Annotated in this window: 27 protein-coding genes; 6 read left to right on the top strand and 21 right to left on the bottom strand. The window is 64.7% G+C overall.

What is annotated here, in order from left to right; genetic code table 11:
* Positions 1-33: 33 nt before the first annotated feature.
* A complete protein-coding gene (locus tag ACSR1C_RS11115) occupies positions 34-1,173 on the top strand; it encodes a peptidoglycan DD-metalloendopeptidase family protein (RefSeq protein ID WP_460259403.1) in 1,140 nt (379 codons plus the stop codon).
* A 44-nt stretch (positions 1,174-1,217) separates the two neighbouring features.
* On the opposite strand, the gene ACSR1C_RS11110 is transcribed toward ACSR1C_RS11115, so the two are convergent.
* The 4 genes from ACSR1C_RS11110 to ACSR1C_RS11095 are packed head-to-tail and all read right to left on the bottom strand — an operon-like array spanning position 1,218 to position 3,824.
* On the bottom strand, positions 1,218-2,057 hold the full coding sequence (locus ACSR1C_RS11110) for an ATP-binding protein (RefSeq protein WP_460259404.1): 840 nt from the start codon (positions 2,055-2,057) through the stop codon (positions 1,218-1,220).
* Positions 2,054-2,995 (bottom strand): twin-arginine translocase subunit TatC, encoded by a 942-nt coding sequence (tatC, locus tag ACSR1C_RS11105; protein WP_460259405.1) that lies wholly within the window; start codon positions 2,993-2,995, stop codon positions 2,054-2,056. Before tatC ends, ACSR1C_RS11110 begins: the two co-directional genes overlap by 4 nt.
* The gene (gene tatB, locus ACSR1C_RS11100; protein ID WP_460259406.1) at positions 2,992-3,573 is read right to left on the bottom strand and encodes a Sec-independent protein translocase protein TatB; all 582 of its coding nucleotides are present in this window, start codon (positions 3,571-3,573) and stop codon (positions 2,992-2,994) included. Before tatB ends, tatC begins: the two co-directional genes overlap by 4 nt.
* A 32-nt stretch (positions 3,574-3,605) precedes the next feature.
* Positions 3,606-3,824 (bottom strand): twin-arginine translocase TatA/TatE family subunit, encoded by a 219-nt coding sequence (locus ACSR1C_RS11095; protein WP_460259407.1) that lies wholly within the window; start codon positions 3,822-3,824, stop codon positions 3,606-3,608.
* A gap of 231 nt (positions 3,825-4,055) precedes the next feature.
* Here ACSR1C_RS11095 and ACSR1C_RS11090 point away from each other — a divergent pair, with 231 nt between their 5' ends.
* Positions 4,056-4,430 carry a rhodanese-like domain-containing protein gene (locus tag ACSR1C_RS11090; protein WP_460259408.1) on the top strand — a complete coding sequence of 125 codons (375 nt, stop codon included), beginning with the start codon at positions 4,056-4,058 and terminating at the stop codon, positions 4,428-4,430.
* 11 nt (positions 4,431-4,441) lie between these two features.
* Here ACSR1C_RS11090 and ACSR1C_RS11085 read toward each other — a convergent pair whose 3' ends face one another.
* Both ACSR1C_RS11085 and ACSR1C_RS11080 read right to left on the bottom strand, forming a co-directional pair.
* Positions 4,442-5,524 carry an ABC transporter ATP-binding protein gene (locus ACSR1C_RS11085; protein WP_460259409.1) on the bottom strand — a complete coding sequence of 361 codons (1,083 nt, stop codon included), beginning with the start codon at positions 5,522-5,524 and terminating at the stop codon, positions 4,442-4,444.
* An 85-nt stretch (positions 5,525-5,609) separates the two neighbouring features.
* Positions 5,610-6,389 (bottom strand): SDR family oxidoreductase, encoded by a 780-nt coding sequence (locus tag ACSR1C_RS11080; RefSeq protein WP_460259410.1) that lies wholly within the window; start codon positions 6,387-6,389, stop codon positions 5,610-5,612.
* 218 nt (positions 6,390-6,607) lie between these two features.
* On the opposite strand from ACSR1C_RS11080, the gene ACSR1C_RS11075 reads away from it, so the two are divergent.
* Positions 6,608-7,669, top strand: a complete 1,062-nt coding sequence (locus ACSR1C_RS11075; RefSeq protein ID WP_460259411.1) for a Hint domain-containing protein — start codon at positions 6,608-6,610, stop codon at positions 7,667-7,669.
* 4 nt (positions 7,670-7,673) lie between these two features.
* On the opposite strand, the gene ACSR1C_RS11070 is transcribed toward ACSR1C_RS11075, so the two are convergent.
* Entirely contained in the window at positions 7,674-8,297 is a 624-nt protein-coding gene (locus tag ACSR1C_RS11070; RefSeq protein ID WP_460259412.1) for a ParA family protein, read from the bottom strand.
* Positions 8,294-8,458, bottom strand: a complete 165-nt coding sequence (locus tag ACSR1C_RS11065) for a hypothetical protein (protein WP_460259413.1) — start codon at positions 8,456-8,458, stop codon at positions 8,294-8,296. Before ACSR1C_RS11065 ends, ACSR1C_RS11070 begins: the two co-directional genes overlap by 4 nt.
* A gap of 99 nt (positions 8,459-8,557) precedes the next feature.
* Here ACSR1C_RS11065 and ACSR1C_RS11060 point away from each other — a divergent pair, with 99 nt between their 5' ends.
* Together ACSR1C_RS11060 and ACSR1C_RS11055 are read left to right on the top strand one after the other, a co-directional pair.
* Positions 8,558-10,165: a peptide chain release factor 3 gene (locus ACSR1C_RS11060; protein WP_460259414.1), complete on the top strand. Its 1,608-nt coding sequence runs from the start codon at positions 8,558-8,560 to the stop codon at positions 10,163-10,165.
* Positions 10,093-10,992: an alpha/beta hydrolase gene (locus ACSR1C_RS11055; RefSeq protein WP_460259415.1), complete on the top strand. Its 900-nt coding sequence runs from the start codon at positions 10,093-10,095 to the stop codon at positions 10,990-10,992. Before ACSR1C_RS11060 ends, ACSR1C_RS11055 begins: the two co-directional genes overlap by 73 nt.
* 22 nt (positions 10,993-11,014) lie before the next feature.
* On the opposite strand, the gene ACSR1C_RS11050 is transcribed toward ACSR1C_RS11055, so the two are convergent.
* Complete coding sequence (locus ACSR1C_RS11050; RefSeq protein ID WP_460259416.1) at positions 11,015-12,583, bottom strand: calcium-binding protein; 1,569 nt, start codon at positions 12,581-12,583, stop codon at positions 11,015-11,017.
* 280 nt (positions 12,584-12,863) lie between these two features.
* On the opposite strand from ACSR1C_RS11050, the gene ACSR1C_RS11045 reads away from it, so the two are divergent.
* Complete coding sequence (locus ACSR1C_RS11045; RefSeq protein ID WP_460259417.1) at positions 12,864-14,297, top strand: DEAD/DEAH box helicase; 1,434 nt, start codon at positions 12,864-12,866, stop codon at positions 14,295-14,297.
* Between the two features lie 81 nt (positions 14,298-14,378).
* On the opposite strand, the gene ACSR1C_RS11040 is transcribed toward ACSR1C_RS11045, so the two are convergent.
* From ACSR1C_RS11040 to ACSR1C_RS10985, 12 genes are read right to left on the bottom strand one after another with little or no spacing between them, the layout of a single operon-like run.
* On the bottom strand, positions 14,379-16,049 hold the full coding sequence (locus tag ACSR1C_RS11040) for a ribonuclease J (RefSeq protein ID WP_460259418.1): 1,671 nt from the start codon (positions 16,047-16,049) through the stop codon (positions 14,379-14,381).
* Entirely contained in the window at positions 16,046-16,825 is a 780-nt protein-coding gene (locus ACSR1C_RS11035) for a type III pantothenate kinase (protein WP_460259419.1), read from the bottom strand. The genes ACSR1C_RS11040 and ACSR1C_RS11035 overlap by 4 nt, the downstream gene beginning before the upstream one ends.
* 11 nt (positions 16,826-16,836) lie before the next feature.
* Complete coding sequence (locus ACSR1C_RS11030) at positions 16,837-17,529, bottom strand: biotin--[acetyl-CoA-carboxylase] ligase (protein WP_460259553.1); 693 nt, start codon at positions 17,527-17,529, stop codon at positions 16,837-16,839.
* A 52-nt stretch (positions 17,530-17,581) separates the two neighbouring features.
* Positions 17,582-19,024 carry an NADH-quinone oxidoreductase subunit NuoN gene (nuoN, locus tag ACSR1C_RS11025; protein WP_460259420.1) on the bottom strand — a complete coding sequence of 481 codons (1,443 nt, stop codon included), beginning with the start codon at positions 19,022-19,024 and terminating at the stop codon, positions 17,582-17,584.
* Between the two features lie 11 nt (positions 19,025-19,035).
* Positions 19,036-20,577 (bottom strand): NADH-quinone oxidoreductase subunit M, encoded by a 1,542-nt coding sequence (locus ACSR1C_RS11020; protein WP_460259421.1) that lies wholly within the window; start codon positions 20,575-20,577, stop codon positions 19,036-19,038.
* Complete coding sequence (nuoL, locus tag ACSR1C_RS11015) at positions 20,577-22,718, bottom strand: NADH-quinone oxidoreductase subunit L (protein ID WP_460259422.1); 2,142 nt, start codon at positions 22,716-22,718, stop codon at positions 20,577-20,579. Before nuoL ends, ACSR1C_RS11020 begins: the two co-directional genes overlap by 1 nt.
* 6 nt (positions 22,719-22,724) lie before the next feature.
* Complete coding sequence (gene nuoK, locus ACSR1C_RS11010; protein ID WP_460259423.1) at positions 22,725-23,030, bottom strand: NADH-quinone oxidoreductase subunit NuoK; 306 nt, start codon at positions 23,028-23,030, stop codon at positions 22,725-22,727.
* A 35-nt stretch (positions 23,031-23,065) separates the two neighbouring features.
* A complete protein-coding gene (locus ACSR1C_RS11005; protein WP_460259424.1) occupies positions 23,066-23,680 on the bottom strand; it encodes an NADH-quinone oxidoreductase subunit J in 615 nt (204 codons plus the stop codon).
* The gene (locus ACSR1C_RS11000) at positions 23,677-24,084 is read right to left on the bottom strand and encodes a carboxymuconolactone decarboxylase family protein (RefSeq protein ID WP_460259425.1); all 408 of its coding nucleotides are present in this window, start codon (positions 24,082-24,084) and stop codon (positions 23,677-23,679) included. Before ACSR1C_RS11000 ends, ACSR1C_RS11005 begins: the two co-directional genes overlap by 4 nt.
* On the bottom strand, positions 24,081-24,572 hold the full coding sequence (gene nuoI, locus ACSR1C_RS10995; protein ID WP_460259426.1) for an NADH-quinone oxidoreductase subunit NuoI: 492 nt from the start codon (positions 24,570-24,572) through the stop codon (positions 24,081-24,083). The genes ACSR1C_RS11000 and nuoI overlap by 4 nt, the downstream gene beginning before the upstream one ends.
* A gap of 1 nt (position 24,573) precedes the next feature.
* A complete protein-coding gene (gene nuoH, locus ACSR1C_RS10990) occupies positions 24,574-25,614 on the bottom strand; it encodes an NADH-quinone oxidoreductase subunit NuoH (RefSeq protein ID WP_460259427.1) in 1,041 nt (346 codons plus the stop codon).
* A gap of 11 nt (positions 25,615-25,625) precedes the next feature.
* Positions 25,626-26,033, bottom strand: a complete 408-nt coding sequence (locus ACSR1C_RS10985) for a hypothetical protein (protein ID WP_460259554.1) — start codon at positions 26,031-26,033, stop codon at positions 25,626-25,628.
* Positions 26,034-26,040: the final 7 nt, after the last annotated feature.

The following is a 26,040-nucleotide window of genomic DNA, read 5'->3' as shown; positions in this document are numbered from 1 at the left end:
GCGGGCCGGCACGTCTTGATTGAGGAGAGAGCCATGCCTGCCTCCGCCCGCCCCGCATTGATGCGCGCAGCATTGCTGGGCACGACCCTTCTGGCGGTCGCCGCCTGCGACGATTTCGATATCGACCTGCGCAACAACGGCGCCAACACCTCCGAGGCGGCGCGCCAGTCCACGGCGGAACTGCCGCCCGCCGACGATCGCGGCGTGATCTCCTATCCCAGCTATCAGGTGGCGGTGGCCCGGCGCGGTGACACCGTGGCCGATGTGGCCGCGCGCGTCGGCCTGCCGCCCGAGGATATCAGCCGCTACAACGGCATCCCGCAGGATGTGGCCCTGCGCAAGGGCGAGCTTCTGGCGCTGCCCACCCGGGTGGCCGAACCCGCGGCCACGACGACCGGGCAGATCGACATCGCCACCCTGGCCGGCGGTGCGATCGAACGCGCCGGCAGCCCCGCAACGCCGGCCGCCGACAATGCCCAGATTACCGCTGCCCCCGAGCCGATCCGCCACAAGGTGGAACGCGGCGAGACCGCCTATTCGATCTCGCGGCTCTACAATGTCTCGGTCAGCGCGCTGGCCGACTGGAACGGGCTGGGCCCCGATCTGAGCGTCCGCGAAGGCCAGTATCTGCTGATCCCGGTTCCCGCCGACAACGCCCCCACCCCCACGGCCGTGGCCGCGACCACCCCGCCGGGTGTGCTGTCGCCGGTGCCGACGCCCCCCAGCGCCGCCAGCCCCCTGCCCGAGGATGAAGCCCCCGCCAGCGAAATCGTGGCGGCCAGCCCGGTGCCCACGCCCAATCTGTCGCAAGACAAGACCGTGAAAAGCAAGCTGGCCTTCCCGGTCAGCGGCGCGATCATCCGCGGCTATGAGAAAAAGAAGAATGACGGCATCGACATCGCCGCCAGCGCCGGAACCCCGGTCAAGGCGGCAGAGGCCGGCACCGTCGCCGCCATCACCCGCGACACCGATCAGGTGCCGATCCTGGTACTGCGCCATGACGACAACCTGCTGACGGTCTATGCCAATATCGGCGATATCAAGGTCGAAAAGGGCCAAAGCGTCAGCCGTGATCAGGCGGTGGCCACTGTGCGCGCCGGCGATCCGGCCTTCCTGCATTTCGAGGTCCGCGACGGGTTCGAAAGCGTCGATCCGATGCCCTATCTGAACTAAGGCCCTGACGTGCCGGCAGAGCCGGTGAATTTCGCGGGCAGGCGCTACAGCGTCACGCCCCGGCGCCCGGCCAGATCGGTGAAATACTGCCATGCCACCCGGCCCGAACGGCTGCCGCGGGTGGCCTGCCACTCGATCGCCTCGGCGCGCAATGTGGCGTCGTCGATCACCAGCCCATGGGCGTCGCAATAGCCGCGGATCATCGCCAGATACTCGTCCTGACTGCATGGATGAAAGCCCAGCCACAGCCCGAACCGGTCCGACAGCGATACCTTTTCCTCGACCGCCTCGGACGGGTTGATGGCGCTGGAACGCTCATTCTCGATCATGTCGCGTGGCATCAGGTGGCGCCGGTTCGAGGTGGCATAGAACACCACGTTTTCCGGCCGCCCCTCGATCCCGCCATCCAGAACCGCCTTGAGCGATTTGTAATGCTGGTCGTCATGGGAAAACGACAGATCGTCGCAAAACAGCAAAAACCGCGCATCGGCATCCCGCAGCAGGGCCAAAAGCCGCGCGATGGAGGGCAGATCCTCGCGCTGGACCTCGACGATCTTCAGATCATGGCCAGCGGCCAGCACCGCCGCATGAACCGCCTTCACCAGCGAGGATTTGCCCATCCCGCGCGCGCCCCACAGCAGCGCGTTGTTGGCCGGCAGGCCGCGCGCGAATTGCAGCGTGTTGTCCACCAGGATGTCGCGGGCGCGGTCGATCCCCAGCAGCAGATCCAGGTCGACCCGGCTGACCCGGTCCACCGGCACCAGACGGTCGGGGGCCACATGCCAGACGAACGCATCGGTCGCGGCGAAATCCGGCGCGGCGGCGGGCGCGGGGCTGATCCGCTCCAGCGCCTGGGCGATACGGGTCAGGCTGTCGTCGTTCATGCGTTCTTGTCGTCCGGCTCTTCGCCCGAATCCTGGTCGAATTCCTTCAGCAACGGGTCGTCCTCGACCGGGGTGAAGGCATCATCCTCGGCGTCATCGGCGGCCTCGTCCTCGTCGTCATCGACCCACAGGCCCTGGGCCCGCAGTTCGGCCTCGCGCCTGCGCTCGACCCGCGCGACAAGAAGGATCGAAATCTCATACAGTCCGTAAACCACCACAAACAGGATCACCTGGGTGATGACATCGGGGGGGGTGACCACCGCGGCCAGCAGCAAAATGCCGACCACCGCATATTTGCGCACCGCGCTCAGCCCCTGGGCCGACACCAGCCCGGCCTTGCCCATCAGCGTCAGCAGTACCGGCAATTGGAAACACAGACCGAAAGCCACGATGAACTTGATCGTCAGACCCAGATATTCCTGCGCCGATCCCATAAAAGAGATGGCCGAGGATTTCGCCGTGCCGTCGGTGGTCAGGCTGCCCGGCTGCTGGAAGCCCAGGAAGAAATCGAAGGCCATCGGCGTGACCACATAAAAGGCAAAGGCCGCGCCCAGAAAGAACATGAAGGGCGACGCGACCAGAAACGGCAGGAACGCGCCTTTTTCGGATTTGTACAGGCCGGGCGCCACGAACCGCCACAGCTGATAGCTGATCATCGGGAAGGACAGCACCAGACCGCCCAGCAACGAGATCGAGATCGCGACGAAGAAACCTTCCTGCAGCTTGATCAGCACCAGCCCGCAATCATCCTGGCCCCGCTCGGCCAGCGCGCCGCATAGTGGCTGGGTCAGGAAGTTGAAGATCGGATTCCAGATCGCAAAGCAGATCACCATGCCGACGGTGAAGGCCAGCGCGGCCCGGATCAGCCGGGTGCGCAGTTCGGCCAGATGTTCGATCAGCGGGGCGCTGGACTCCTCGATCTCGTCGGCGTCGTTCATGCGTCACTCTTCCCGGCGGGCTTGGTGGCCGGCTTTTTGGTGGCAGGTTTCTTTGCGGCGGTTTTCCTGGCCGGCGCCTTCTTCGCCGCGGGCGTCTTGGCTGCGGCGGTCTTGGTGGCAGGCGTCTTGACCGGCGCGGCAGCGGGGGCGGCAGGAGCCGCGCCTGCATCGGCAGCGGCCTGTTCGGCGGCCACGCGCTCCTGCGCCTTGCGGGCGGATGCGTCGTGGATTTTCCTGGCGGCGGCGGCGCGCTCTTCGGACAGGGCCTCGGTCGCGGGGCCCTTGGTGGCCGATGGAATCTTCGGTTCCCACTTTTCGAACCGGTCGGCGGCATCCTTCACCGCGTCCAACCCCATCTTGCGCGGGTTGGCGATGTCTTTCAGGCCTTTGGTGGCCTCTTTGATACCGGATTCGTCGGCGGCGTCGTCCATTGCGCGCTGAAACTCGCGCGCCATGCTTTTAGCCTTGCCGGTGAAGCGGCCCAGCGTGCGGAACATACCGGGCAAATCCTTGGGGCCGACCACGATCAACGCGACGACACCGATCAGCAGAAGTTCGGACCAGCCGAGATCAAACATGGATTAATCGCCCTGAAAGCGGGGCAAGGCGATCAGGCCTTGTCCTTTTCCGTTTTGGTTTCCGGCGTCACGTCCTTGGCATTTTCGAGACTGTTTTCCAGTTCTTCGCTGCCGTCCTTCACGCCCTTCTTGAAGGCGGTGATACCCTTGCCGACCTCACCCATCAGCGAGGAGATCTTGCCGCGGCCGAACAGCACCAGCACAACGACGGCGATCAGAAGCAGGCCGGGAAGGCCGATATTGTTAAGCATGATCTTCTCCCTCGGACACATCCACCGGATCGCGCCCATTTTGAAATCTGTCAAACACATTTATGGTCTATGAAGGAGAGATCAAAGCCCCATTCCGCCGCAAAGGACGCTTTTCTTGCAGAAAGTGATGGGCGGCGCGGCGGCACGCCGCAGGCGGACGGCTTCCGGTGCGGCCCGGCGGGGCCTACATGGAACGAGCGGACACGACTCACGTACAAAGGAGCGAGCGACATGCATACCGAAGACCTGAACGGCAAGACCCTGGAACATTGGGATGCCAACGATGTCGAGGCCGGGCTGACCGCGCGAAAGATCATCCTGATCGACGTGCGCACACCGCAGGAATATATGTTCGAATACATCAACGGCTCGCTTCTGGCGCCGATGGCCGGGTTCGACCCCGCCTTCATGCCGCCCGAGGGCGACCGCCAGATCGTGTTCCACTGTGGCTCGGGCGTACGCTCGCGCAAGGTGGCCGAACAGTATCTGGCCGCGGGGCATGAACGGATCGCGCATCTGGACGGCGGCTTTGCGGCGTGGAAGACGGCGGCCAAGCCCTATATGGGCACCGACCCGGCCACCGGCGCACCGCGCAAGGTCGGCTGAGCCCGCGAAGACTAGACCGCCGGAAAGACGAAACAGCGGTCCCGGCGGATCATCAGCCACATCGGCGTGCCGGGTTTGGGCAAGAACACGCCCGGCACCGTCGCCTTCAGGATCGAGCCGTCGAAATCCATCCGGAATTCCAACAGGCTTTCGCTGCCCATGAACCGGGCGCGATCGACGCAGGCGCGCGCCGGCACGCCGTTTTCGGGCGTCGGGCTGGGGCCGTGACCGTTGCGGTCGAACTCGATCTTCAGGTGCTGCGGCCGGATCACGATGTCGACCTGCGCGCCGTCGGGCACGGCGGGCGTCATGAACTGGCCGAACGGGGTTTCCGTCCACAGCCCCTGCACCGTGCCCCGGATCACGTTGATATCGGAAAAGAACCCCGCCGCCGCCCTGTCCACCGGCGCGTTGTAGATGTTATAGGGCGCACCCTGCTGCACGATCCGCCCGTCGCGCATCAGCGCGATCTCGTCGGCCATGCGCATCGCCTCGTCGGGCTCGTGGGTGACCAGCAGAACGGCGGCGCCTTCCTCTTTCAGCAGGCTCAGGGTCTCGTCGCGGATGCCGTCGCGCAGCCGGTTGTCGAGTCCGGAGAACGGCTCGTCCATCAGCATGATGCCGGGACGTGGCGCCAGGGCGCGGGCCAGCGCCACGCGCTGTTGCTCGCCGCCCGACAGGTTGTGCGGATAATCGTCGATGAAGCGTAGCAGATCGACACGGGCCAGCATTTCCTCGACCCGGGCGCGTTTGGCGGCCTTGGGGCCAGTCAGCCCGAAGGCCACGTTGCCGGCCACGGTCAGATGCGGAAACAACGCGAAGTCCTGAAACATCAACCCGACCGAGCGCCCCTCGGGCGGGATCCGGAAGATGGTGTCGCAGACCAGATTGCCATCGGCGAAGATCTTGCCCTCGTCCTGCATGTCCACCCCGGCGATGATGCGCAGCGTGGTCGATTTGCCGCACCCCGACGGGCCCAGCAGGCATGTCACCTGCCCCGGCATCACCTTCAGCGACACGTCGTCCACCACCGCCCGGCCGCCAAAGCGCCGGGTGATATGCTGGATTTCCAGACGGGGGGTTACCTCGCTCACTGCTGCCTCATGTCTTTTCCGAGCGAAAAAATCGGAATTTGACCGGAGATAGCAACCCCTGCCCCGCCCCGCAAGCCTGCGGTCCTCAAAGCGTGATGTTATTCGCGCCGCCATCCAGCAGGATATTCTGTCCGACGATGAACCCCGCCTTCTGCGAACACAGGAACGCGCACATCGCGCCGAACTCTTCGGCCGTGCCATACCGGCGGGCGGGGATCGTGGCCACACGCTGGGCGCGGGCCTCCTCGATCGTCAGGCTTTCCTGTTGTGCCGCAGCGGCGTCCAGGGAAACCGAGCGGTCGGTGGCGTGAATCCCCGGCAGCATGTTGTTGATCGTCACCCCGAACGGGGCCACCTGACGCGAAGTGCCGGCGACATAGCCGGTCAGCCCGGCGCGGGCCGCGTTCGACAGGCCCAGAATGCCGATCGGCGCCTTCACCGACTGCGAGGTGATGTTGACCACCCGGCCCCAGCCCTTGTCGATCATGCCCGGCAGCAGCGCCTTCATCAGCGCGATCGGGGCCAGCATGTTGGCGTCCAGCGCGGCGATGAAATCCGCACGCTCCCAATCCGACCACAGGCCCGGCGGCGGGCCGCCCGCGTTGGTCACCAGAATATCGGCCCCGGCGGCGGCGTCCAGCACAAGCGCGCGGCCGTCATCGGTGGTGATGTCGGCGGCCACCGTCGTCACCGTTACCCCGTAGGTGGTGCGGATGCCCTCGGCGGCCAGATCCAGTGCTTCGGCCCCGCGCGCGTTCATCACAAGATCGACCCCCGCCCCGGCCAGCGCCTGCGCGCAGCCCAGACCCAGCCCCTTGGACGAGGCGCAGACCAGCGCCTTTTTCCCGGCAATTCCCAGATCCATCGAAACTCTCCCTGATTGTCTGCTGCCTGTCGGTACCACTCTGCCCGCCCGACGAAAAGCCCGGCCTGCCAACATGGCCGCTATCGGCGCCGGCCGCGTTGACGAAATGGCCGTGACGCCCTAGGTTTAGAACCACTCAGCAACGCGCGCGCGGTCCGCTTCGGGGGCAGGCCACGCCACCGTAGTTGTGTTATATTACAATGGAGTACGCCGCCATTATGACGCAAGACGCCCGCGCGGTCCTGGCGCCCAGCTATTCGGCCCATGTCTTTTCGGCAGAGGATGTCGAGGTCGTGTCGGGCGCCAATCTGGGCGATCCGCTGATGTCGATCGACGAGCTGTGCCTGGGCGACGTGTATGAATTGCATCCCGATGCCGAGCCGCTGGAACTGATGATCCGCGATGCGGGCACCGCCGGCGCGGGGGCGGATCAGTTTCTGGGGCCGGACAAGGCCGGGCATATGGTGGCCGAAGAGTCGGAGGTCGGCCAGCCGGGCGAGGCCCTGACGCTGGAGGGGCGGCTGACCTTCATGGCACCCGATGGCGGCCAGGTCGTGCTGGCGCTGATCGGGCATCGGCCGCATGACGGCGACAGCCGCGCGCTGTTCTTTCTGCCGCTGACCCCGATCGAACCGAGGGAACAGTACACCCTGCTGTCGGCTGACCCCGATCCCGGCGATGTGCGGCTAAGCGACATCACCCCGGTGGCCTTCACCCGCGGCACGCTGATCACCCTGGCCGACGGCACCCAGCGCGCGATCGAGGATCTGCGCCCCGGCGACAAGGTGCTGACCCGCGATCACGGGCCGCAGCCGGTGCGCTGGATCGGCCAGCGGACGGTGCGCGCCATCGGCCCGTTCGCGCCGGTGGTCATCACCAAGGGCACCCTGTCGAACGAAAGCGATCTGATCGTCAGCCAGCACCAGCGGCTGTTTCTCTATCAGCGCAGCGCCGCGCGGGTGACCAAAACCGCCGAGGTTCTGGTCAAGGCGCGCGATCTGGTCGACGATGAAACGGTGTTCATCCGCAAGGGCGGTTTCGTGGAGTATTTCCACCTGATCTTCGACCGGCACGAAATCATCTATGCCGAATACACCCCTACCGAAAGCCTGCTGATCAACGGCCGCTCGCTGGGCCGCCTGTCCGAGGAATTGCAGCGCGAGGTAGAACAGCATCTGCCCGACCTGTCGCAAGAACAGCATTTCGGCACCGAGGCCGACAAGGCGCTGCTGGACAGGATCGGCCCCGACATGCTGCGCCGAACGAAGCGCGACAACTGACCGGTCAGACCAGCCGGCGCAGCAGCGGCGTCCATTGCGCGCGCATCGGTTCATACAGCTTTTGCGGCCGGTCGAAGACCGTCAGCCCCTCTTCGGCCAGATCGCCGTAGGCCACCCGTTCGCTGATCCGCGCCACCGGCGCCTGGCCGGTACGCTCGAAAAACGCCTCCAGCCGCGCATTGGCCCGGCCGCGCGGCTTGATCCGGTTGGCCAACAATTCCAGCCCGACCTTGCCCTTGCGGATGCGCTTGATCTCCTGCAGCTCCCGCAGGAACCGCTTGGTCGCATCCTCGTCGAAAAACGACGGCATCACCGGGGTGATCACGGCCTCGGCCTCGGCCACAAGGCTTTGCGCCTCTTCGTCATAGAGCGAACCGGGCGCGTCGATGATCACCCAGTCGGTCTTTTTCGGCGTGTCACCCAGCGATTTGGGCGAACTCCAGTCCACCGCCCGGATGTCCGCGGCGGTCGACGGGCGGCGCTTGAGCCAGCGCAGCGCCGATTTCTGCGGATCGGCATCGGCCAGCGCAACCTTCCAGCCGCCATCGGCCAGTGCCGCGGCCAGCGTGATCGCGACGGTGGTCTTGCCACAGCCGCCTTTGCGATTGGCGATCAGAACGGTTTTCACGGTGTCTCCTTGTCGTTTTCCTTGATGAAGTCGCGGATGAAGCGCCGCACCTCGCGCGCGGCCGAGGTGTCCAGCTCGTCGCACAGCGAAACGAACCTCTCCCGCTCCTCGGTCGAGATGCGGATCAGAAGCTGGCTGTCTTTCTTCTTCCTTGCGGGCATGGCCGGACCGTAACGCACATCATTTCGATATGCAATGTATATACATATTACCTGTACCGCGCCCTTCCCTTCGTCCTGCCCGGCCGTTATATCGCCCCCATGCTGGACACCGCCACCAACCGCCCTGAATTGCCTGCCGAAATTGCCCGGCGGCGCACCTTTGCCATTATCTCGCACCCCGATGCCGGCAAGACGACGCTGACCGAAAAGTTCCTGCTGTATGGCGGTGCGATCCAGATGGCGGGGCAGGTGCGCGCCAAGGGCGAGGCGCGGCGCACGCGCTCGGACTTCATGCAGATGGAAAAGGACCGCGGCATTTCGGTGTCGGCCTCGGCGATGTCGTTCGATTACGGCGGGTTCCGGTTCAACCTGGTGGACACGCCCGGCCACTCGGACTTTTCCGAAGACACCTATCGCACGCTGACGGCGGTGGATGCCGCCGTGATGGTGATCGACGGCGCCAAGGGGGTCGAAAGCCAGACCCGCAAACTGTTCGAGGTCTGCCGGTTGCGCGATCTGCCGATCCTGACCTTCTGTAACAAGATGGACCGCGAAAGCCGCGATACGTTCGATATCATCGACGAGATTCAGGAAAATCTGGCGATCGACGTGACCCCGGCAAGCTGGCCGATCGGCATGGGGCGCGAGTTTCTGGGCTGTTACGACATCCTGCGCGACCGGCTGGAACTGATGGACCGCGCCGACCGCAACAAGGTGGCCGAAAGCGTCAAGATCGAAGGGCTGGACGACCCGCTGCTGGAACAGCACATCCCCGCCGACCTGCTGGCAAAGCTGCGCGAAGAGGTCGAGATGGCGCGCGAACTGCTGCCCGCGCTGAACCCGCAGGCGGTGCTCGAAGGGCATATGACGCCGATCTGGTTCGGCTCTGCGATCAACTCGTTCGGCGTCAAGGAACTGATGAACGGTATCGCCACCTATGGCCCCGAGCCGCAGGTGCAGGCCGCCGAGCCGCGCAAGATCGCGCCCGAGGAAACCAAGGTCACCGGCTTCGTGTTCAAGGTGCAGGCCAACATGGACCCCAAGCACCGCGACCGGGTGGCCTTTGTCCGGCTGGCCTCGGGCCATTTTCAGCGCGGCATGAAACTGACCCATGTGCGCAGCAAGAAACCGATGACGATTTCCAATCCGGTGCTGTTCCTGGCCAGCGACCGCGAACTGGCCGAAGAGGCCTGGGCCGGCGACATCATCGGCATCCCCAACCACGGCCAGCTGCGCATCGGCGACACCCTGACCGAGGGCGAGGCGATCCGTGTGACCGGCATCCCCAGCTTCGCGCCCGAACTGCTGCAGACCTGTCGCGCCGGCGACCCGATGAAGGCCAAGCATCTGGAAAAGGCGCTGATGCAATTCGCCGAGGAAGGCGCCGCCAAGGTGTTCAAGCCCGCCATCGGCTCGGGCTTCATCGTCGGCGTCGTCGGTCAGCTTCAGTTCGAGGTGCTGGCCAGCCGGATCGAGATGGAATACGGCCTGCCGGTGCGGTTCGAGCCCTCGCAATTCACCAGCGCGCGCTGGGTGAGCGGCCCCAAGGCACAGGTTGACGCCTTCGTGAACAAGAACCGCGGCCATATCTCCTACGATCACGACGGAGACATCGTTTACATGACGAGGCTGCAATGGGACATCGACCGGATCGAGCGCGACCACCCCGAACTGACGCTGAGCGCGACCAAGGAAATGCAGGTCTGACCCTGCGGACGCTGCTGGCCGCGCTGGCGCTGCTGCTGACCGCCGCACAGGCGCATACGGCCGAGGTTCTGCGCGATCTGCGCTATGGCCCCGATGCGGCGCAGGCGCTGGATGTCTATCTGCCCGGCGCGAAACCGGCAAACGCCCCGGCAATCGTGATGGTGCATGGCGGCGCCTGGACCACGGGCGACAAGGCCAACCGCGCGGTCTGGGACGCCAAACAGGCCTATTGGGGCGCGCGCGGCTATATTCTGATCGCGGTGAACTACCGGATGCTGCCCGCAGCCGCGCCGCAGACCCAGGCGCGCGACATCGCCGCCGCGCTGCGGTTCGTGCAAAAGGGGCTGCCGGGCTGGGGCGGCGATCCGGGCCGGCTGTTGCTGATGGGCCATTCGGCGGGCGGGCATCTGGTGGCGCTGGTCAGCACCGACGCTGCGCTGCGCAGCCAGGCGGGCCTGGCCCCCTGGCGCGGCACGGTGGTGCTGGATTCGGCCGCGCTTGATGTCGTGGGCCAGATGACCCGCCCGCGCGTGCCGCGCTATATGAAAACCGCCTTTGGCAGCGACCCCGCGGCCTGGCCCGCGGTCAGCCCGATGGCGCGGATCGCCGGGCCTACGGGGCCGTTCCTGCTGATCTGTTCGACGCGGCGGCGGCTGTCTTGCGACGAGGCGCAGCGCTTTGCGGTTCGGGTGCGCGATGCGGGCGGTCAGGCGCATCTGGTGCCGCTTGACCTGTCGCACCGCGAGGTCAACACCACGCTGGGCACACCGGGCGCGCCTGCCACCGTGGCGGTTGATCGCTATCTCAAGGGGCTTGGCCTGCCCTGATCCAGCCGCCCCGGGGGCCGGGTCAGAAGACGAAGATATCCTCGCTCACCTCGGCGGCGGACACGCCGCGCAGCTCGATCACGATATCCGAGATTTCCCAGTCGGCGGTGTACCAGGTGATCAGCGCGTCGCCCTCGGCATCCTCGCTGATGGTCAGATCGTCGAAGCCGAGCTCGGTTTCGCTGAAATCCAGCGTGTCGCGGGTGACATCGAAATCCTCGACGATGTCATGGCTGGCGCCGCCGCCCATGCCGCCCAGATTGTTGGGATCGTTCAGCTTGTAGATGATCGTGTCGCTGCCGCCGCCGGTCCAGATGAAATTGGTGCCCGAACCGCCGAAAATCTCGTCGCCCGCGTTGGTGCCGAACAGGATCTCGTTCAACTCGCTGCCATAGGAGCCGTGATCGCGGTCATTGCCCAGATCCTCGCGCGCGCCGTCGACGATCTGAAAGGTCAGCGGATCCCAGTAGGCGCCGTTGAAGGTCAACTCTTCGATGAAACCCGCTGTGCCGGTGAACATGTCCACCACCCGGACCGAGGCCTGATCGCCCTCAAACGAGATCACCATATCGCTGCCCGCACGGGTGAAATGCACGGCGGAAAAGGCTTCGGCCGAACTGCCGCTGGACGGGCCGTAAAAGCCGCGCAGGTCGATCCGGTCCTCGTTCAGGTAACTGGGCGCGTTGCCCTGATCCACGATCACGTCATGGCCCCAGTCGGCCACGCCTTCGGAAACCCCAAAGACATAGACATCGCCGTCGGCGCCGCCGCTCATCAGGTCGTCGCCCAGCCCGCCGTCGATCGTGTCGCGGCCGGCACCGCCCCGGATCTTGTCGCGGCCGGTGCCGCCCTCGAGCCAGTCGTAGCCGTCACCGGCGATGATGCGGTCGTTGCCGTCCCCGCCCAGAATATGGTTCTGGCCGTTTCCGCCATGCAGCAGGTCGTCGCCCTCTTCGCCTTCCAGCCGGTCGTCGCCGTCGCCGCCACCGATCCTGTCGTCGCCCGCACCGCCGAACGCGGTGTCGTTGCCCGCACCCAGCGACATGGCGTCGCCGCCGCCATTGCCGAACATCCAGTCATCGCCGCCGCGGCCAGTCTGACGCTCGGCCAGATCGTTGCCCGCGATGATATCGTTCAGATTGGTGCCATTGCCCGTGGTCGGCAGCGTATAGGTGACACCGGCGCATTGGATCGACTCGACCGCGCCGCCGCCGAAATGATCGACGATCTCGATGTGATAGGCGGGCGAGCCGGGATCGTGGAACCGGTCGGGATCGGCGGGCAGGTCGATGATCAGATCGTCGCCAACCCGCTCGGCCGTGGCCCAGCCGACATAACCCAGGGATGCCGAATGATAGAGCCCCCCGGCATTCAGGATCACATCCGGCGCGCCGTCCGTGCCCTGATCGTCGATCACGAAGTTCATCACCGGGCCGCCGCCAAACCGATACAGATCATAGGTGTCGGCCCCGTTGCCACCGCTCATGAAATCGGTTTCATTGCTGGACGACACCCCCAAGGGCTTGATAATGTCGTCGTCCGCAGTTCCGGTCAGAATATCGGCCCCGGATGTCCCTGTGATCGTCGCCATGGCTTGCTCCCTTGTGGCTGCGGCGCGTGTCCGCGGCCATAAGGGCGGCCCCGGCGGCCCGAAGCAATCGACACATTGATTATTTCGCCGCTTTAGTCCTCAGGTTTATGCCCGAAACCGGCCCCTTTTGACGCGGTCCGCCCTCCGTCCCGCAGCGTTACCTTGACTGCGGGCATGCGCTGGCATATTCATCCCGCCAAGTTGAGAGATCGGCAATACGGTCGGTCGGGCCGCGCGGAATTGCGGCCAAGTCTGTCGCTGAAAAACCCAAAGGGCCTGTATGACCAAATTTGCCGACTTGGGGCTCGACCCCAAAGTGCTTTCCGCCGTTGCTGACGCGGGCTATGAAACCCCCACCCCGATCCAGGCCGGTGCGATCCCGCCTGCCCTGGCCGGACGCGACGTGCTGGGCATCGCCCAGACCGGCACCGGCAAGACCGCCAGCTTCACGCTGCCGATGATCACGATGCTGTCCAAGGGCCGCGCCCGTGCCCGGATGCCGCGCAGCCTGGTGCTGGCGCCGACCCGGGAACTGGCCGCGCAGGTCGCCGAAAACTTCGACACCTACGCCAAGAACACCAAGCTGACCAAGGCACTGCTGATCGGCGGCGTATCGTTCAAGGAACAGGATCAGCTGATCGACAAGGGCGTGGACGTTCTGATCGCCACCCCTGGCCGCCTGCTGGACCATTTCGAGCGCGGCAAGCTGCTGCTGACCGGCGTGCAGATCATGGTGGTGGATGAGGCCGACCGGATGCTCGACATGGGCTTCATCCCGGATATCGAGCGCATCTTCCAGATGACGCCCTTTACCCGCCAGACCCTGTTCTTCTCCGCCACCATGGCGCCCGAGATCGAGCGGATCACCAACACCTTCCTGTCGAACCCGGTCAAGATAGAGGTCGCCCGCGCCGCGACCACCGGCGAGAACATCGAACAGGGCGTGGTGATGTTCCGCGCCAGCCGCAAGGACAAGCAGGCCAGCGAGAAACGCGCGCTGCTGCGCGCGTTGATCGAGCAGGAGGGCGACACCTGCACCAACGCCATCATCTTCTGCAACCGCAAGACCGAGGTCGATACCGTTGCCAAGTCGCTGGCCAAATACGGCTATGACGCGGCCCCGATCCACGGCGATCTGGATCAGTCGCAGCGGACCAAGACGCTGGACTCGTTCCGCGAGGGCAAGCTGCGCTTTCTGGTTGCCTCGGACGTGGCCGCGCGCGGGCTGGACGTGCCTGCGGTCAGCCATGTCTTCAACTACGACGTGCCCAGCCACGCCGAGGATTACGTGCACCGCATCGGCCGGACCGGCCGCGCCGGGCGCAAGGGCAAGGCGCTGATGATCTGCGTGCCCTATGACGAAAAGAACTTCGCCAATATCGAGGCGCTGGTGAACAAGGAAATTCCGCGCGTCGAAAGCCCGCTGAAATCCGCAGCCCCCGCGGCCACGCCTGCCCCGGCCCCGGCTCCGGCTCCCGCGCGCGATGAGGCCCCGAAACAGGCCGCTGAAGCACCCGCCGAAAAAGCGCCCGAAGCCGCGCGTCAGCCGTCTTCGGCCCCGTCGCCGAAGAAACCCGCGTCGTCGCGCAGCAGCAGCAGCAGTTCTAAATCCTCGTCCGGTCGCTCCGGCAGCCGCCGGGACGAGCCGGTGGTGGGCATGGGCGATCACATGCCCGCCTTCCTGACCCGCTCGTTCAAGGCCCCGGCCGACTAAGCCGCGACCGGCTATCGCATTGAAAAAAGGCGGCCCCGCAAGGCCGCCTTTTCTGTATCTTGCGGGGGGCCGACGGCGCGCTCAGGGCACCAGACGGCTGATCACCACCACGACCTCGGGCTTGCGGCCGATCTCGTCCAGCGCAACCTGACGGGTGCGGCGGCGCAGCGCATCCTCCAGCTTGTCGTCGTTCATCAGGGTCTTGTCATCCGACCGTGCCAGAAGCTGGGCTAGATCCTGTTCCAAAACCTCGGCCAGCCCGGCCTTCGAGCGTCCGGTTTCCGGCAGGCCCTTCAGCTCAACCCAGGGTTCGCCCAGCGGCTCGTCCTCTTCGTCGATGATCAGCGTGACCAGGATCAGCCCGTTCAGCGCCATGCGGATCCGGTCGCGCACCACCCCGTCCATCGCGCCGATATGCACCGATCCGTCCAGATAGGTGCGCCCGGCCTCGATATGTTCAACCACGCGCGGGGCGGCGCCGGTCAGATCCAGCATGGTGCCGTTGGTCGCGATCGCAGCCGCGATCCCCTTGTCGCGGGCCAGATTCACATGGGCGCGCAGGTGCCGGTGCTCGCCATGCATCGGGATCAGGATCTGCGGCTTCATGATCGTGTGCATCTGTTCCAGATCGGGGCGGTTGGCGTGGCCCGACACATGATACAGATCGGCCCGGTCGTCGATCACGTTCACCCCCATTTCGGAAAACGCGTTGACGATCTGGATCACGCCGCGCTCGTTGCCCGGAATGGTCTTGGACGAAAACAGGAACGTGTCGCCCTCTTTCATCGTCAGGCCCAGATACTTGCCCCGCGCCAGCTGCGCCGACGCCGCCCGCCGCTCGCCCTGGCTGCCGGTCACGATCAGCATCAGGTGATCGCGCGGGATGCTCAGCGCATCCTCGGGCGGTACGGTGGCGGGGAAATCGGTCAGCACGCCGGTTTCCACCGACGCCTCGACCATCCGGCGCATCGCCCGGCCCAGCAGCACGATCGAGCGGCCCGCCGCATGGCCCGCCTCGGCCAGCGTCTTCACCCGTGCCACGTTCGACGCGAAGGTGGTTGCCACCACCATGCCCTCGGCCTTGCTGACAAGCTGCTCGATCGCCGGGCCCACGGTCGATTCCGACCGGCCCGCCGCGGGCGAGAACACATTGGTGGAATCGCAGATCAGCGCCTGCACGCCGTCGCCGGCCACCTCGGCCCACAGGGCGGGATTGAACGCCTCGCCCACCACCGGGTGCTCGTCGAGCTTGAAATCGCCGGTATGCACCACCCGCCCGGCGGGCGTGTCGATCACCATGGCCGAGCTTTCGGGGATCGAATGCGACACCGGCAGGAACGAGACGCTGAACGGCCCGGCGGTGATCGTTTCGGGCCAGGGCCGCACCACTTTCACCAGGGCCGGGTCCAGGCCCTTTTCCTCCAGCTTGCGGGCGGCGATGTTACCGGTGAAGGCGCGGGTATAGACCGGCGCCTTCAGCCGCGGCCACCCCAGCGCCAGCGCGCCGACGTGGTCTTCGTGCGCATGGGTGATAAAGATCGCCTCCAGCCGGTCGGCGCGCTCTTCCAGCCAGGCGATATCGGCATAGATCAGATCGACGCCCGGCGTGCTGTCCATATCCGGGAACGTCACGCCCAGATCGACCAGGATCAGCCGCTCGGCCCCCACCGGCCCATAGCCATAGACATAGGCGTTCATGCCGATCTCGCCGGCGCCCCCCAAAGGAAGGTATATCAGTCGGTTGCTGCTCATTGTGCCTTGTGGTCCTTGTTATAGGCATGGATCACGGTCAGGCCATGCATTGTAAGATCGTCCTCAATCGTGTCGAACAACAGATCGCCAGTCGCGAAAAGCGGCGCCAGGCCACCCGTGCCGACGACCTTCATCTGTTTGCCGTATTCGGCGCGGATGCGTTCGGTGATTCCCTGGATCAGGCCGATATAGCCCCAGAAGATGCCCGACTGGATACAGGCCACCGTATTGGTGCCGATTACACGGTCTGGCTTGGTAATGTCCACATGCGGCAGCGCCGCAGCGCCCTGATGCAGCGCCTCGAGCGACAGGTTCACCCCCGGTGCGATCACCCCGCCGACATAGGCACCGTCCCCGGCCACCACGTCGAAATTGGTAGCGGTGCCGAAATCGATGACGACCACATCGCCGCCGTGCCGGTCGAACGCGCCAACCGCATTGGCCAGACGGTCGGGCCCCACGGCGGTGCCCGGATCGACCCGCGGCGCGACCGGCAACAGGCAGTCGGGCCGCCCCACGACCAATGGCCGCGTGTTGAAATAACGGTCGGTGAAGACGCGCAGGTTGAACACCACCCGCGGCACGGTGGACGAGATGATCACATCGGTGATATCAGCATCAATACCGTGGTGGCGCACCAGCGTGGTGTACCAGGTGAAATACTGATCCGCGGTGCGCTGATGCTCGGTCGAGGTGCGCAGCGTGCACAAGAACCGGGTGCCGTCCCAGATCGAGAAAACGGTGTTGGTGTTGCCGCAGTCGATACACAGAAGCATCCGCCCCTCCTTCAGAAAAACACGTCCGCCGCCGGGATGACATGGCGACCTTGCGCGGTGTTTAGGACGAGATGGCCGGCGGCGTCCACCGTCTCGAACACGCCGGTTGTTTCCGCGCGGCCGGTGCGGGCGGTGATCACCTCGCCCAGCCGCGCGGCGCGGGCCAGCCAGGCCTCGCGCAGCGGGGCAAAGCCATAGGTGGCAAAGCGCGCCTCCTGCACCGCATAGGCGTTGGCCAGCAGCAGCAGAAACTCTTGCGGGGTGACCCGCGCGCCGGTTTCCGACAGCAGGCTGGCGGGCGGCACCGCGCCCGGCTCGACCTGTCCGGGGGTGGGGGCCGCGATCAGGTTCACCCCGAAGCCGATCGCCAGATGCGCCACGCCGGGCCCCTGACCGACGCTTTCCAGCAGGATACCCGCCACCTTGCCGCCATTCAGCAGCACGTCATTGGGCCATTTCAACGCAAAGGGCGCGGGGCGGCCGGTGGCGGCGACAAAGGCGTCGAACAGCGCCAACGACGCCACGAAGGACCGCAGCGCCACCTTCTCGGGTGGCTCGGTCGGATGCAACAGCAGGGTCGCGGCGAAATTGCCCTCGGGCGCGGCCCAGGCGCGGCCCCGCCGGCCGTGGCCTGCGGTCTGGTGCTGCGCCAGGATCCACAGCGGCCCGGCAGTGTCGGCAACCCGGCGGGCGGCCTCGCGCATGGTGCTGTCGGTCTGGGTCAGCTCCAGCAGGCCATAGCCCGCGGGCCAGGTGTCAGTTGACAAGGGTCTGCGCTGCCGCCTGCGCCAGCCCCTCGACCCCGAACAGGTTGACCACGCCGATCACCATCACCGCCGCCGAAGCCATCAGAAAGCCCCAGAGCACCGGGTTCATGGACCCGTCCAGCCCGGCCTTCTGCTCGTCGCCGAAATACATGTAATAGATGATCCGCAGGTAATAGAACGCCCCGATCACCGAGGCGAGCACCCCGGCAACGGCCAGCCAGACCATATGCGCGTCCACCGCGGCCTTCAGCACATAGAACTTGCCGAAAAAGCCCACCAGCGGCGGCACACCCGCCAGGCTGAACAGCAGCACCATCATCGCCAGCGCCTTCAGCGGCTCGCGCGCGGAATACATGTTCAGCGCGGTGATGTCGGTCACCGGCTTGCCGTCGCGCTCCATGCTCAGGATGAAGGCGAAAACGCCCACATTCATCGTCACATAGATCGCCATGTAGATCAGCATCGCCTGCACGCCGCCCGCCGTCCCGGCGGCCAGCGCCATCAGGGCAAAGCCCATATGCGTGATCGAGGAATAAGCCATCAGCCGCTTGATGTTGCGCTGACCGATCGCCGCGACCGCGCCCAGCCCCATCGACAGCACCGACAGCAGCGCGATCACCTGGCCCCAGTCATGGGTGGCCCCGCCGAACGCATCGAACAACACCCGGGCGAACAGGCCCATCGCCGCCATTTTCGGCGCGGTGGCAAAGAAGGCGGTAACCGGCGTCGGCGAACCTTCATAGACATCGGGTGTCCACATGTGAAACGGCACCGCCGAGACCTTGAAGGCCAGCCCGGTGATCAGGAAGATCAGCCCGAACAGCAGGCCCAGCGGCATCGCCCCGTCCGAGGCGGCGGCGATGATGCCCGAAAACTGCGTGGTCCCGGTAAAGGCATAAGTCAGCGACGCGCCATACAGCAGCATCCCCGACGACAGCGCGCCAAGGACGAAGTATTTCAGCCCCGCCTCGGTCGATTTGACGCTGTCGCGACGCAGGCTGGCCACGACGTACAGCGCCAGCGACTGCAGCTCCAGCCCCATATAAAGCGACATCAGGTTGCCGGCCGAAACCATCATCATCATGCCCACGACCGCCAGCGCCACCAGCACCGGATATTCGAACCGGTCCAGATCCAGCCGCGCCATATAGCCCTGGCTCATCAGCAGCACCGCCGCCGCCGACAGCAGGATCACCACCTTGGCGAACCGCGCGAACCCGTCATCGATGAAAGCGCCGTCGAACGCGGCCTGGCCCGCGCCGCCGCCGAACCCGATCCAGATCGCCAGCACGACGAAGACCCCCGAGGTTGCCCAGGTCAGCAACGGCGTCATCCTGTCCTTGCCCGTGTAAACCGCAAACAGCAGCGCGCCCATGGCATAGACCGCCAGCAGCAGTTCCGGCAGGACGGTGGAGATATCGGCAGAGATCATCGCTCTCCCCTTCAGTTCTGGACAAGCTGGACGGCCGAGCCGCTGTCGAGCAGCGCCGTCTGATGGTTGGAAACGAGCGCCTCGACCGAGGGGCCGATGATATCGGTCACCAGGCGCGGGTAGACGCCCAGCAGCAGGGTCATGACCACAAGCGGCGCAAAGATCGCCCGCTCGCGGCCGGTCATGTCGGTGATCGTCTTCAGGCTTTCCTTGATCAGATCGCCAAAGACGACCCGGCGGTACAGCCACAGCGCATAGCCCGCCGACAGGATCACACCGGTCGCGGCCACGGCGGCGACCCAGGTGTTGACCTGAAACACACCCATCAAGGTCAGGAACTCGCCCACGAACCCGCTGGTGCCCGGCAGGCCGACATTGGCCATGGTGAACAGCATGAAGATCAGCGCATAGGCCGGCATCCGGTTCACGAGGCCGCCGTAGGCGTCGATCTCGCGCGTGTGCATCCGGTCATAGATCACGCCCACGCACAGGAACAGTGCGCCCGACACGAAGCCGTGGCTGATCATCTGAAAGATCGCGCCATCGACGCCCTGCTGGTTGGCGGCGAAAATGCCCATGGTGACATAGCCCATATGCGCGACCGACGAATAGGCGATCAGCTTTTTCATGTCCGACTGCACCAGCGCCACCAGGCTGGTATAGACGACGGCGATCGCCGACAGCCACAGCACCATGGGGGCCAGCAGATCGCTTGCGACCGGGAACATCGGCAGGGAAAAGCGCAGGAAGCCATAGCCGCCCATCTTCAGCAGGATCGCGGCCAGCACCACGGACCCGGCGGTGGGCGCCTGAACGTGTGCATCGGGCAGCCAGGTGTGCACCGGCCACATCGGCATCTTCACCGCGAAACTGGCGAAGAAGGCCAGCCACAGCAGCGTCTGCAATCCGCCCATGATCTGCCAGCCCAGCACGCTGATCGTGCCAGAGCTGAAGTCATGCATCAGCAGGGTCGGAATATCGGTGGTGCCCGCATTCATATACATGGCGATCATCGCCACCAGCATCAGCACCGAGCCGAAGAAGGTATAGAGGAAGAACTTGAATGCCGCATAGATGCGGTTCTTGCCGCCCCAGATGCCGATGATCAGGAACATCGGGATCAGGCCACCCTCGAAAAACAGATAGAACAGCACCAGATCAAGCGCGCAGAACACGCCCAGCATCAGGGTTTCCAGCACCAGAAAGGCGATCATGTATTCCTTGACCCGGTGGGTAACCCCCCAGCAGGCGCCGATGGTGATCGGCATCAGGAAGGTGGTCAGCATCACGAACAGGATCGAAATCCCGTCCACGCCCATCTTGTATTTCAGCCCCATCAGCCAGTCACGCTCTTCCACGAACTGAAAGCCGGTGTCGGACGGATCGAACCCGAACAGCAGGAACAGCGACACCAGAAAGGTCAGCGATGTGGCGATCAGCGCGACCCATTTGGCGTTGCGCTGCGCCGCCTCGTCTTCGCCGCGCAGGAAGAAGGCCAGCACCGCCGCTGCGATCAGCGGGATGAAGGTGATCATGGACAGAAGGTTTTCCATCAGTGCGCGCCCCCGCTGGCAATGGACATCCAGGTGATCAGAACCACGATCCCGATCACCATGGCGAATGCGTAATGGAACAGATAGCCCGACTGCGCCCGCCCGGCGAGCCGGGTGAAGAAGGGCACGATGCCCATCGCCACGCCGTTGATCGTGCCGTCGATCACGTTGCCGTCGCCGCGCCGCCACAGAAAGCCACCCAGCCGCTTCACCGGCTGGACAATCAGGAAGTCGTAGACTTCGTCGAAATACCACTTGTTCAGCAGGAACAGGTACAGCGGGCGCTGGCTTGTGGCCAGGCGCTTGGGCAGGGCCGGGTTCACGATGTAGAACAGATAGGCCACGACAAAGCCAAACAGCATCGCGATGAAGGGCGAGACCTTGACCCAGACCGGCGCATGATGCGCCTCGTCGATCACATGGTTATCGGGGCCCATGAAGATCGCCCCTTGCGGCGCGGTGCCGATATGCAGGTCGGCGGCTGCGGTGTGGCCCGCCCCCTCCACCATCGCGGTGGTGGCGTGACCGGCCTCTGCCGCCGGGGCCTCGGCCGTGGCATGGGTATCGGCCGGTGCGGCCTCTTCGCCATGGCCCGCAGCCATTTCGGTTTCATGCGCGGCGATGCCGAAGAAACGGGTCAGCTTGTCGTGATCGCCGAAGAACGAGCCGTACCAGACCATGCCGGAGAACACCGCCCCCAGCGCCAGAACGCCCAGCGGCACCAGCATGACCATCGGGCTTTCATGCGCGTGGTCATGGGTGTGCTTGTCGCCGCGCGCCGTGCCAAAGAAGGTCAGGAACATCAGCCGCCAGGAATAGAAACTGGTGAAGCAGGCCGCGATCACCAGCAGCCAGAAGGCATAGGCCGACCCGCCGGCCCAGGCGCTTTCGATGATCGCATCCTTGGACAGGAACCCGGCAAAGCCGATCCCGGTCAGCGGAATGCCCACACCGGTGATCGCCAGCGTGCCGATCATCATCGCCCAGAACGTATAGGGGATCTTGGCGCGCAACGCGCCATAGTTGCGCATGTCCTGTTCGTGATGCATCGCATGGATCACCGACCCGGCCCCAAGGAACAGCATCGCCTTGAAGAACGCATGCGTCAGCAGGTGGAACATCGCCGCCGAATAGACGCCCGACCCCGCCGCCACGAACATATAGCCCAGCTGCGAACAGGTCGAATAGGCGATGACGCGCTTGATGTCGTTCTGCACCAGACCCACGGTCGCGGCGAAAAACGCGGTGGTGGCGCCGATCACCACGATGAAGGCCATCGCACCGGGCGCATATTCCATCAGCGGCGACATGCGGCACACCAGGAACACACCGGCGGTGACCATGGTCGCGGCGTGGATCAGCGCCGACACCGGCGTCGGGCCCTCCATCGCGTCGGGCAGCCAGGTATGCAGGAACAACTGCGCCGATTTGCCCATCGCGCCGATGAACAGCAGAACCCCGATCAGGTTGGCCGCGTTCCAGTCGGTCCACAGGAAGGTCAGGTTGGTATTGGCCAGGGCGGGGGCCGCGGCGAACACGTCGTCGAACAGCAGGCTGTCGGTCAAAAAGAACAGCGCGAACATGCCCAGCAGAAAGCCGAAATCGCCGACCCGGTTGACGATGAACGCCTTCATCGCGGCGGCATTGGCCGAGGGCTTCTTCCAGTAGAACCCGATCAGCAGGTATGATGCGACGCCGACCCCTTCCCAGCCGAAGAACATCTGCAGCAGGTTGTCGGCGGTGACCAGCGCCAGCATGGCGAAGGTGAAGAACGACAGATAGGCGAAGAAGCGCGCCTTATAGGGTTCGTCCGCGCCCCATTGTGGATCGTGCTCCATGTAGCCGAAGCTGTAGAGGTGCACCAGCGACGACACCGTGGTGACCACGATCAGCATGATCGCCGTCAGCCGATCCAGCCGGATCGCCCAGTCGGTCACCAGCGATCCGCTTTCGATCCAGCGCAGGATCTGGATGTGCTCGGTCGTGCCGTCGAAGCTCAGAAACACGATCCAGCTGAGCAGCGCCGACAGGAACAAAAGGCCCGTGGTGACCCACATCGCGCCTTTTTCACCGATGATGCGCCAGCCGAACCCGCCGATCAGGGCGCCGACCAGCGGCGCGAAGAGGATGATGCCAACCATTCTCGCTTACCCCTTCATCACATTGACGTCTTCGACCGCGATCGAGCCGCGGGTGCGGAAGAAACAGACCAGAATGGCCAGACCGATGGCGGCCTCGGCGGCGGCGACGGTCAGCACGAACAGGGTGAACACCTGCCCCACCAGATCGCCCAGAAAGGCCGACGCGGCGACGAAGTTGATATTGACCGCCAGCAGCATCAGCTCGATCGACATCAGGATGACGATGACGTTCTTCCGGTTCAGGAAGATGCCGAAAATCCCGATGACGAACAGCGCCGCCCCAACCGCCAGGTAATGTTCCAGTCCGATCATGTCCCTCGTCCTTGCCTCCGGGGTGTTGCGCGGGCCTAAAGCCCCTGCCCCGGTTTCACGTCTTTCAGTTCCATCGCCTTTGCCGGGTCGCGGTAAATCTGCGCCAGGATATCCTGACGCTTGATATCGGGGCGGTGGCGCAGCGTCAGCACGATCGCCCCGATCATCGCCACCAGCAGGATCAGCCCCGCAGACTGAAACAGGTAGATGTAATCGTCATAGATCAGCTGCCCCAGCGCGGCGGTGTTTTGCACGTCGCCGGGGGCCGGGGCCACCGCGTCGCGCGCCGCAAGCGCCGCGTCGCTGATATGCCAGCTGCCGAACACCATGCCCAGTTCCATCAGCAAGACCACGCCGATCAGCCCGGCCAGCGGCACATAGCGCGCCATTTCGCCCTTCAGCTCGGCGAAATCGACATCCAGCATCATCACCACGAACAGGAACAGCACCGCGACCGCGCCGACATAGACGATGATCAGAAGCATCGCCACGAACTCGGCCCCCAGCAGCACGAACAGCCCCGCCGCCGACAGAAAGGCCAGGATCAGCCACAGCACCGAATGCACCGGGTTCTTGGCCACAACCACGAAAAGCCCCGCCACCACCACCGTGATGGCGAACAGATAGAAGGCAAGATCGGCCACGCTCATGCGTTGTCCTCCTCGTTATCCTTGAACACGTCCTGCGCCAGGCGCAGCGCATGGGTCATGGCGGGAATACCGCCCAGCATCGCCATCTGATAGATCACCTCGGCCACTTCCTTCTGGCTGGCGCCGGCCTCCAGCGCGTGGCGCACCGTCATCTTGAACTGCGGCTCGGCCTGGGCGCCCAGCACCGTCAGCCCCGCCAGAACCACCAGCAGCCGGGTCTTGGCGTCCAGCCCGTCCTTGTTGAAGGCATTGCCCCACATCATGTCCATGAAATTCTTGGGCATGGTCGGCATCAGATTGTCGAAGCCGGTCACCTGAAAACTTTCCAACGCCGGGTTGAAGGCCCGGGCCATGGCGTGGCTCTGCTCCATCATCTGCTCAAAGAGTTTTGCGAAATCGGTCATCTGTACGGCGCATCCAGTTCCAGGTTGCGCGCGATCTCTGCTTCCCAGCGCTCGCCGTTATCAAGCAGTTTCTGCTTGTCATAGAACAGCTCTTCGCGGGTTTCGGTCGAGAATTCGAAATTCGGCCCCTCGACGATCGCATCCACCGGGCAGGCCTCCTGGCAGAAGCCGCAATAGATGCATTTGGTCATGTCGATGTCATAGCGCGTGGTGCGGCGGCTGCCATCCTCGCGCGGTTCGGCGTCAATGGTGATCGCCTGCGCCGGGCAGATCGCCTCGCACAGCTTGCAGGCGATGCAGCGCTCTTCGCCATTGGGATAGCGGCGCAGCGCGTGTTCGCCGCGGAACCGGGGCGACAGCGGACCCTTTTCATGCGGATAGTTGATCGTCTCGGCTGGCTGAAAGAAATACTTCAGACCCAGCCGGAAGCCGTTGAAAAAGTCAGCCAGCAAAAAGTATTTCGCGGCGCGGGTATAGTCGATTGCCATATCAGCCTCCGATAGCCCAGCGGGCATAGGCCCCGCCGAAAAGTTCGAAATGGGCGAAGAACGACACCAGCACGACCCAGCCCAGCGACATCGGCAGGAACACTTTCCAGCCCAGGCGCATCAACTGGTCATAGCGGTAGCGCGGCACGATCGCCTTGACCATCGCGAACATGAAGAAGCAAAGCGCCATCTTCAGCACCATCCACAGGAACCCGTCGGCCAGGCCGGGAATGGGCGACAGCCAGCCGCCGAAGAACAGCAGCGTCATCAGCGCGCACATCAGCACCACCGCCGTCAACTCGCCGATCATGAACAGCAGGAAGGGGGTGGCGGAATATTCCACCTGATAGCCGGCGACCAGTTCCGATTCGGCCTCGGGCAGATCGAAGGGCGGGCGGTTGGTTTCGGCCAGCGCCGAAACGAAGAACAGCACCACCATCGGCAGATGCGGCAGCCAGTACCAGCTGAACAGCCCGTAATTGCCATCCTGCGCGCGGACGATATCGGACAGGTTCAGCGACCCGGTGGACAGGATCACCCCGATCAGGATCAGGCCGATGCTGACCTCATAGGAAATCATCTGCGCGGCGGAGCGAAGCGAGCCGAGGAATGGGTATTTGGAGTTCGACGCCCAGCCGCCCATGATCACGCCGTACACCTCGAGCGACGAGATCGCGAAGATATACAGGATCGCGACGTTGATATCGGCGACCACCCAGCCGTCGTTGAACGGCACCACCGCCCAGGCGATCATCGCCATGACAAAGCTGATCAGCGGCGCCAGCAGGAACACGACCTTGTCGGCCCCGGCGGGGATCACCACCTCTTTGAAGATGTATTTGATGAAATCGGCGAAGGATTGCAGCAGGCCGAAGGCGCCGACGACGTTGGGACCCTTGCGCATCTGGACCGCGGCCCAGACCTTGCGGTCGGCATACATCAGGAAGGCAAGCGCCACCAGAAGCGGGACAACCACCAACAGGCATTGCCCCAGAATAAGCAACGCGATCCCCAGATTGGTTGTCGTGAAGAATTCGACCATTGTTCAGCCTTTCACACCGTCGGTATCCCTTCATCGGCGCAGTTTGCCACCACCACTTCCGCGTCGATGGTCTGCACGCCGCGTGGCAGGGCAGGCGAGATGGTGTAAACAGCATCTGCCTGCCAAACGCCACCCTCTTGTGCGACATTCGTCCGCACATGTCGCGCAAATCCGTAGCCCCGGATCAGCGTGTACTGCGCCGCCGCGCATCGGGCGTAATCCGCCACGTCGTCCTGTCCGCGCGCACCCTGCATCCGAACCACGAAATTGACCAGATCGCCGTCCAGAAGCCGCGTCTCGACGCCCAGATAACCGGGCGCGAAATCCGCCTGCGCCACCACGCCCCCCGGCGCGGGCGCACAGCCCGCCTGCCCGCCGAAAACGGCCAGCATCGCCAGAAGGGAAAGCGCGGATCGCATCATCCCC

This window comes from Actibacterium sp. D185-2, assembly GCF_054954595.1.
The sequence above is the reverse complement of the archived record's forward strand: the minus strand, read 5'-3'. Positions and strand labels throughout refer to the sequence as shown.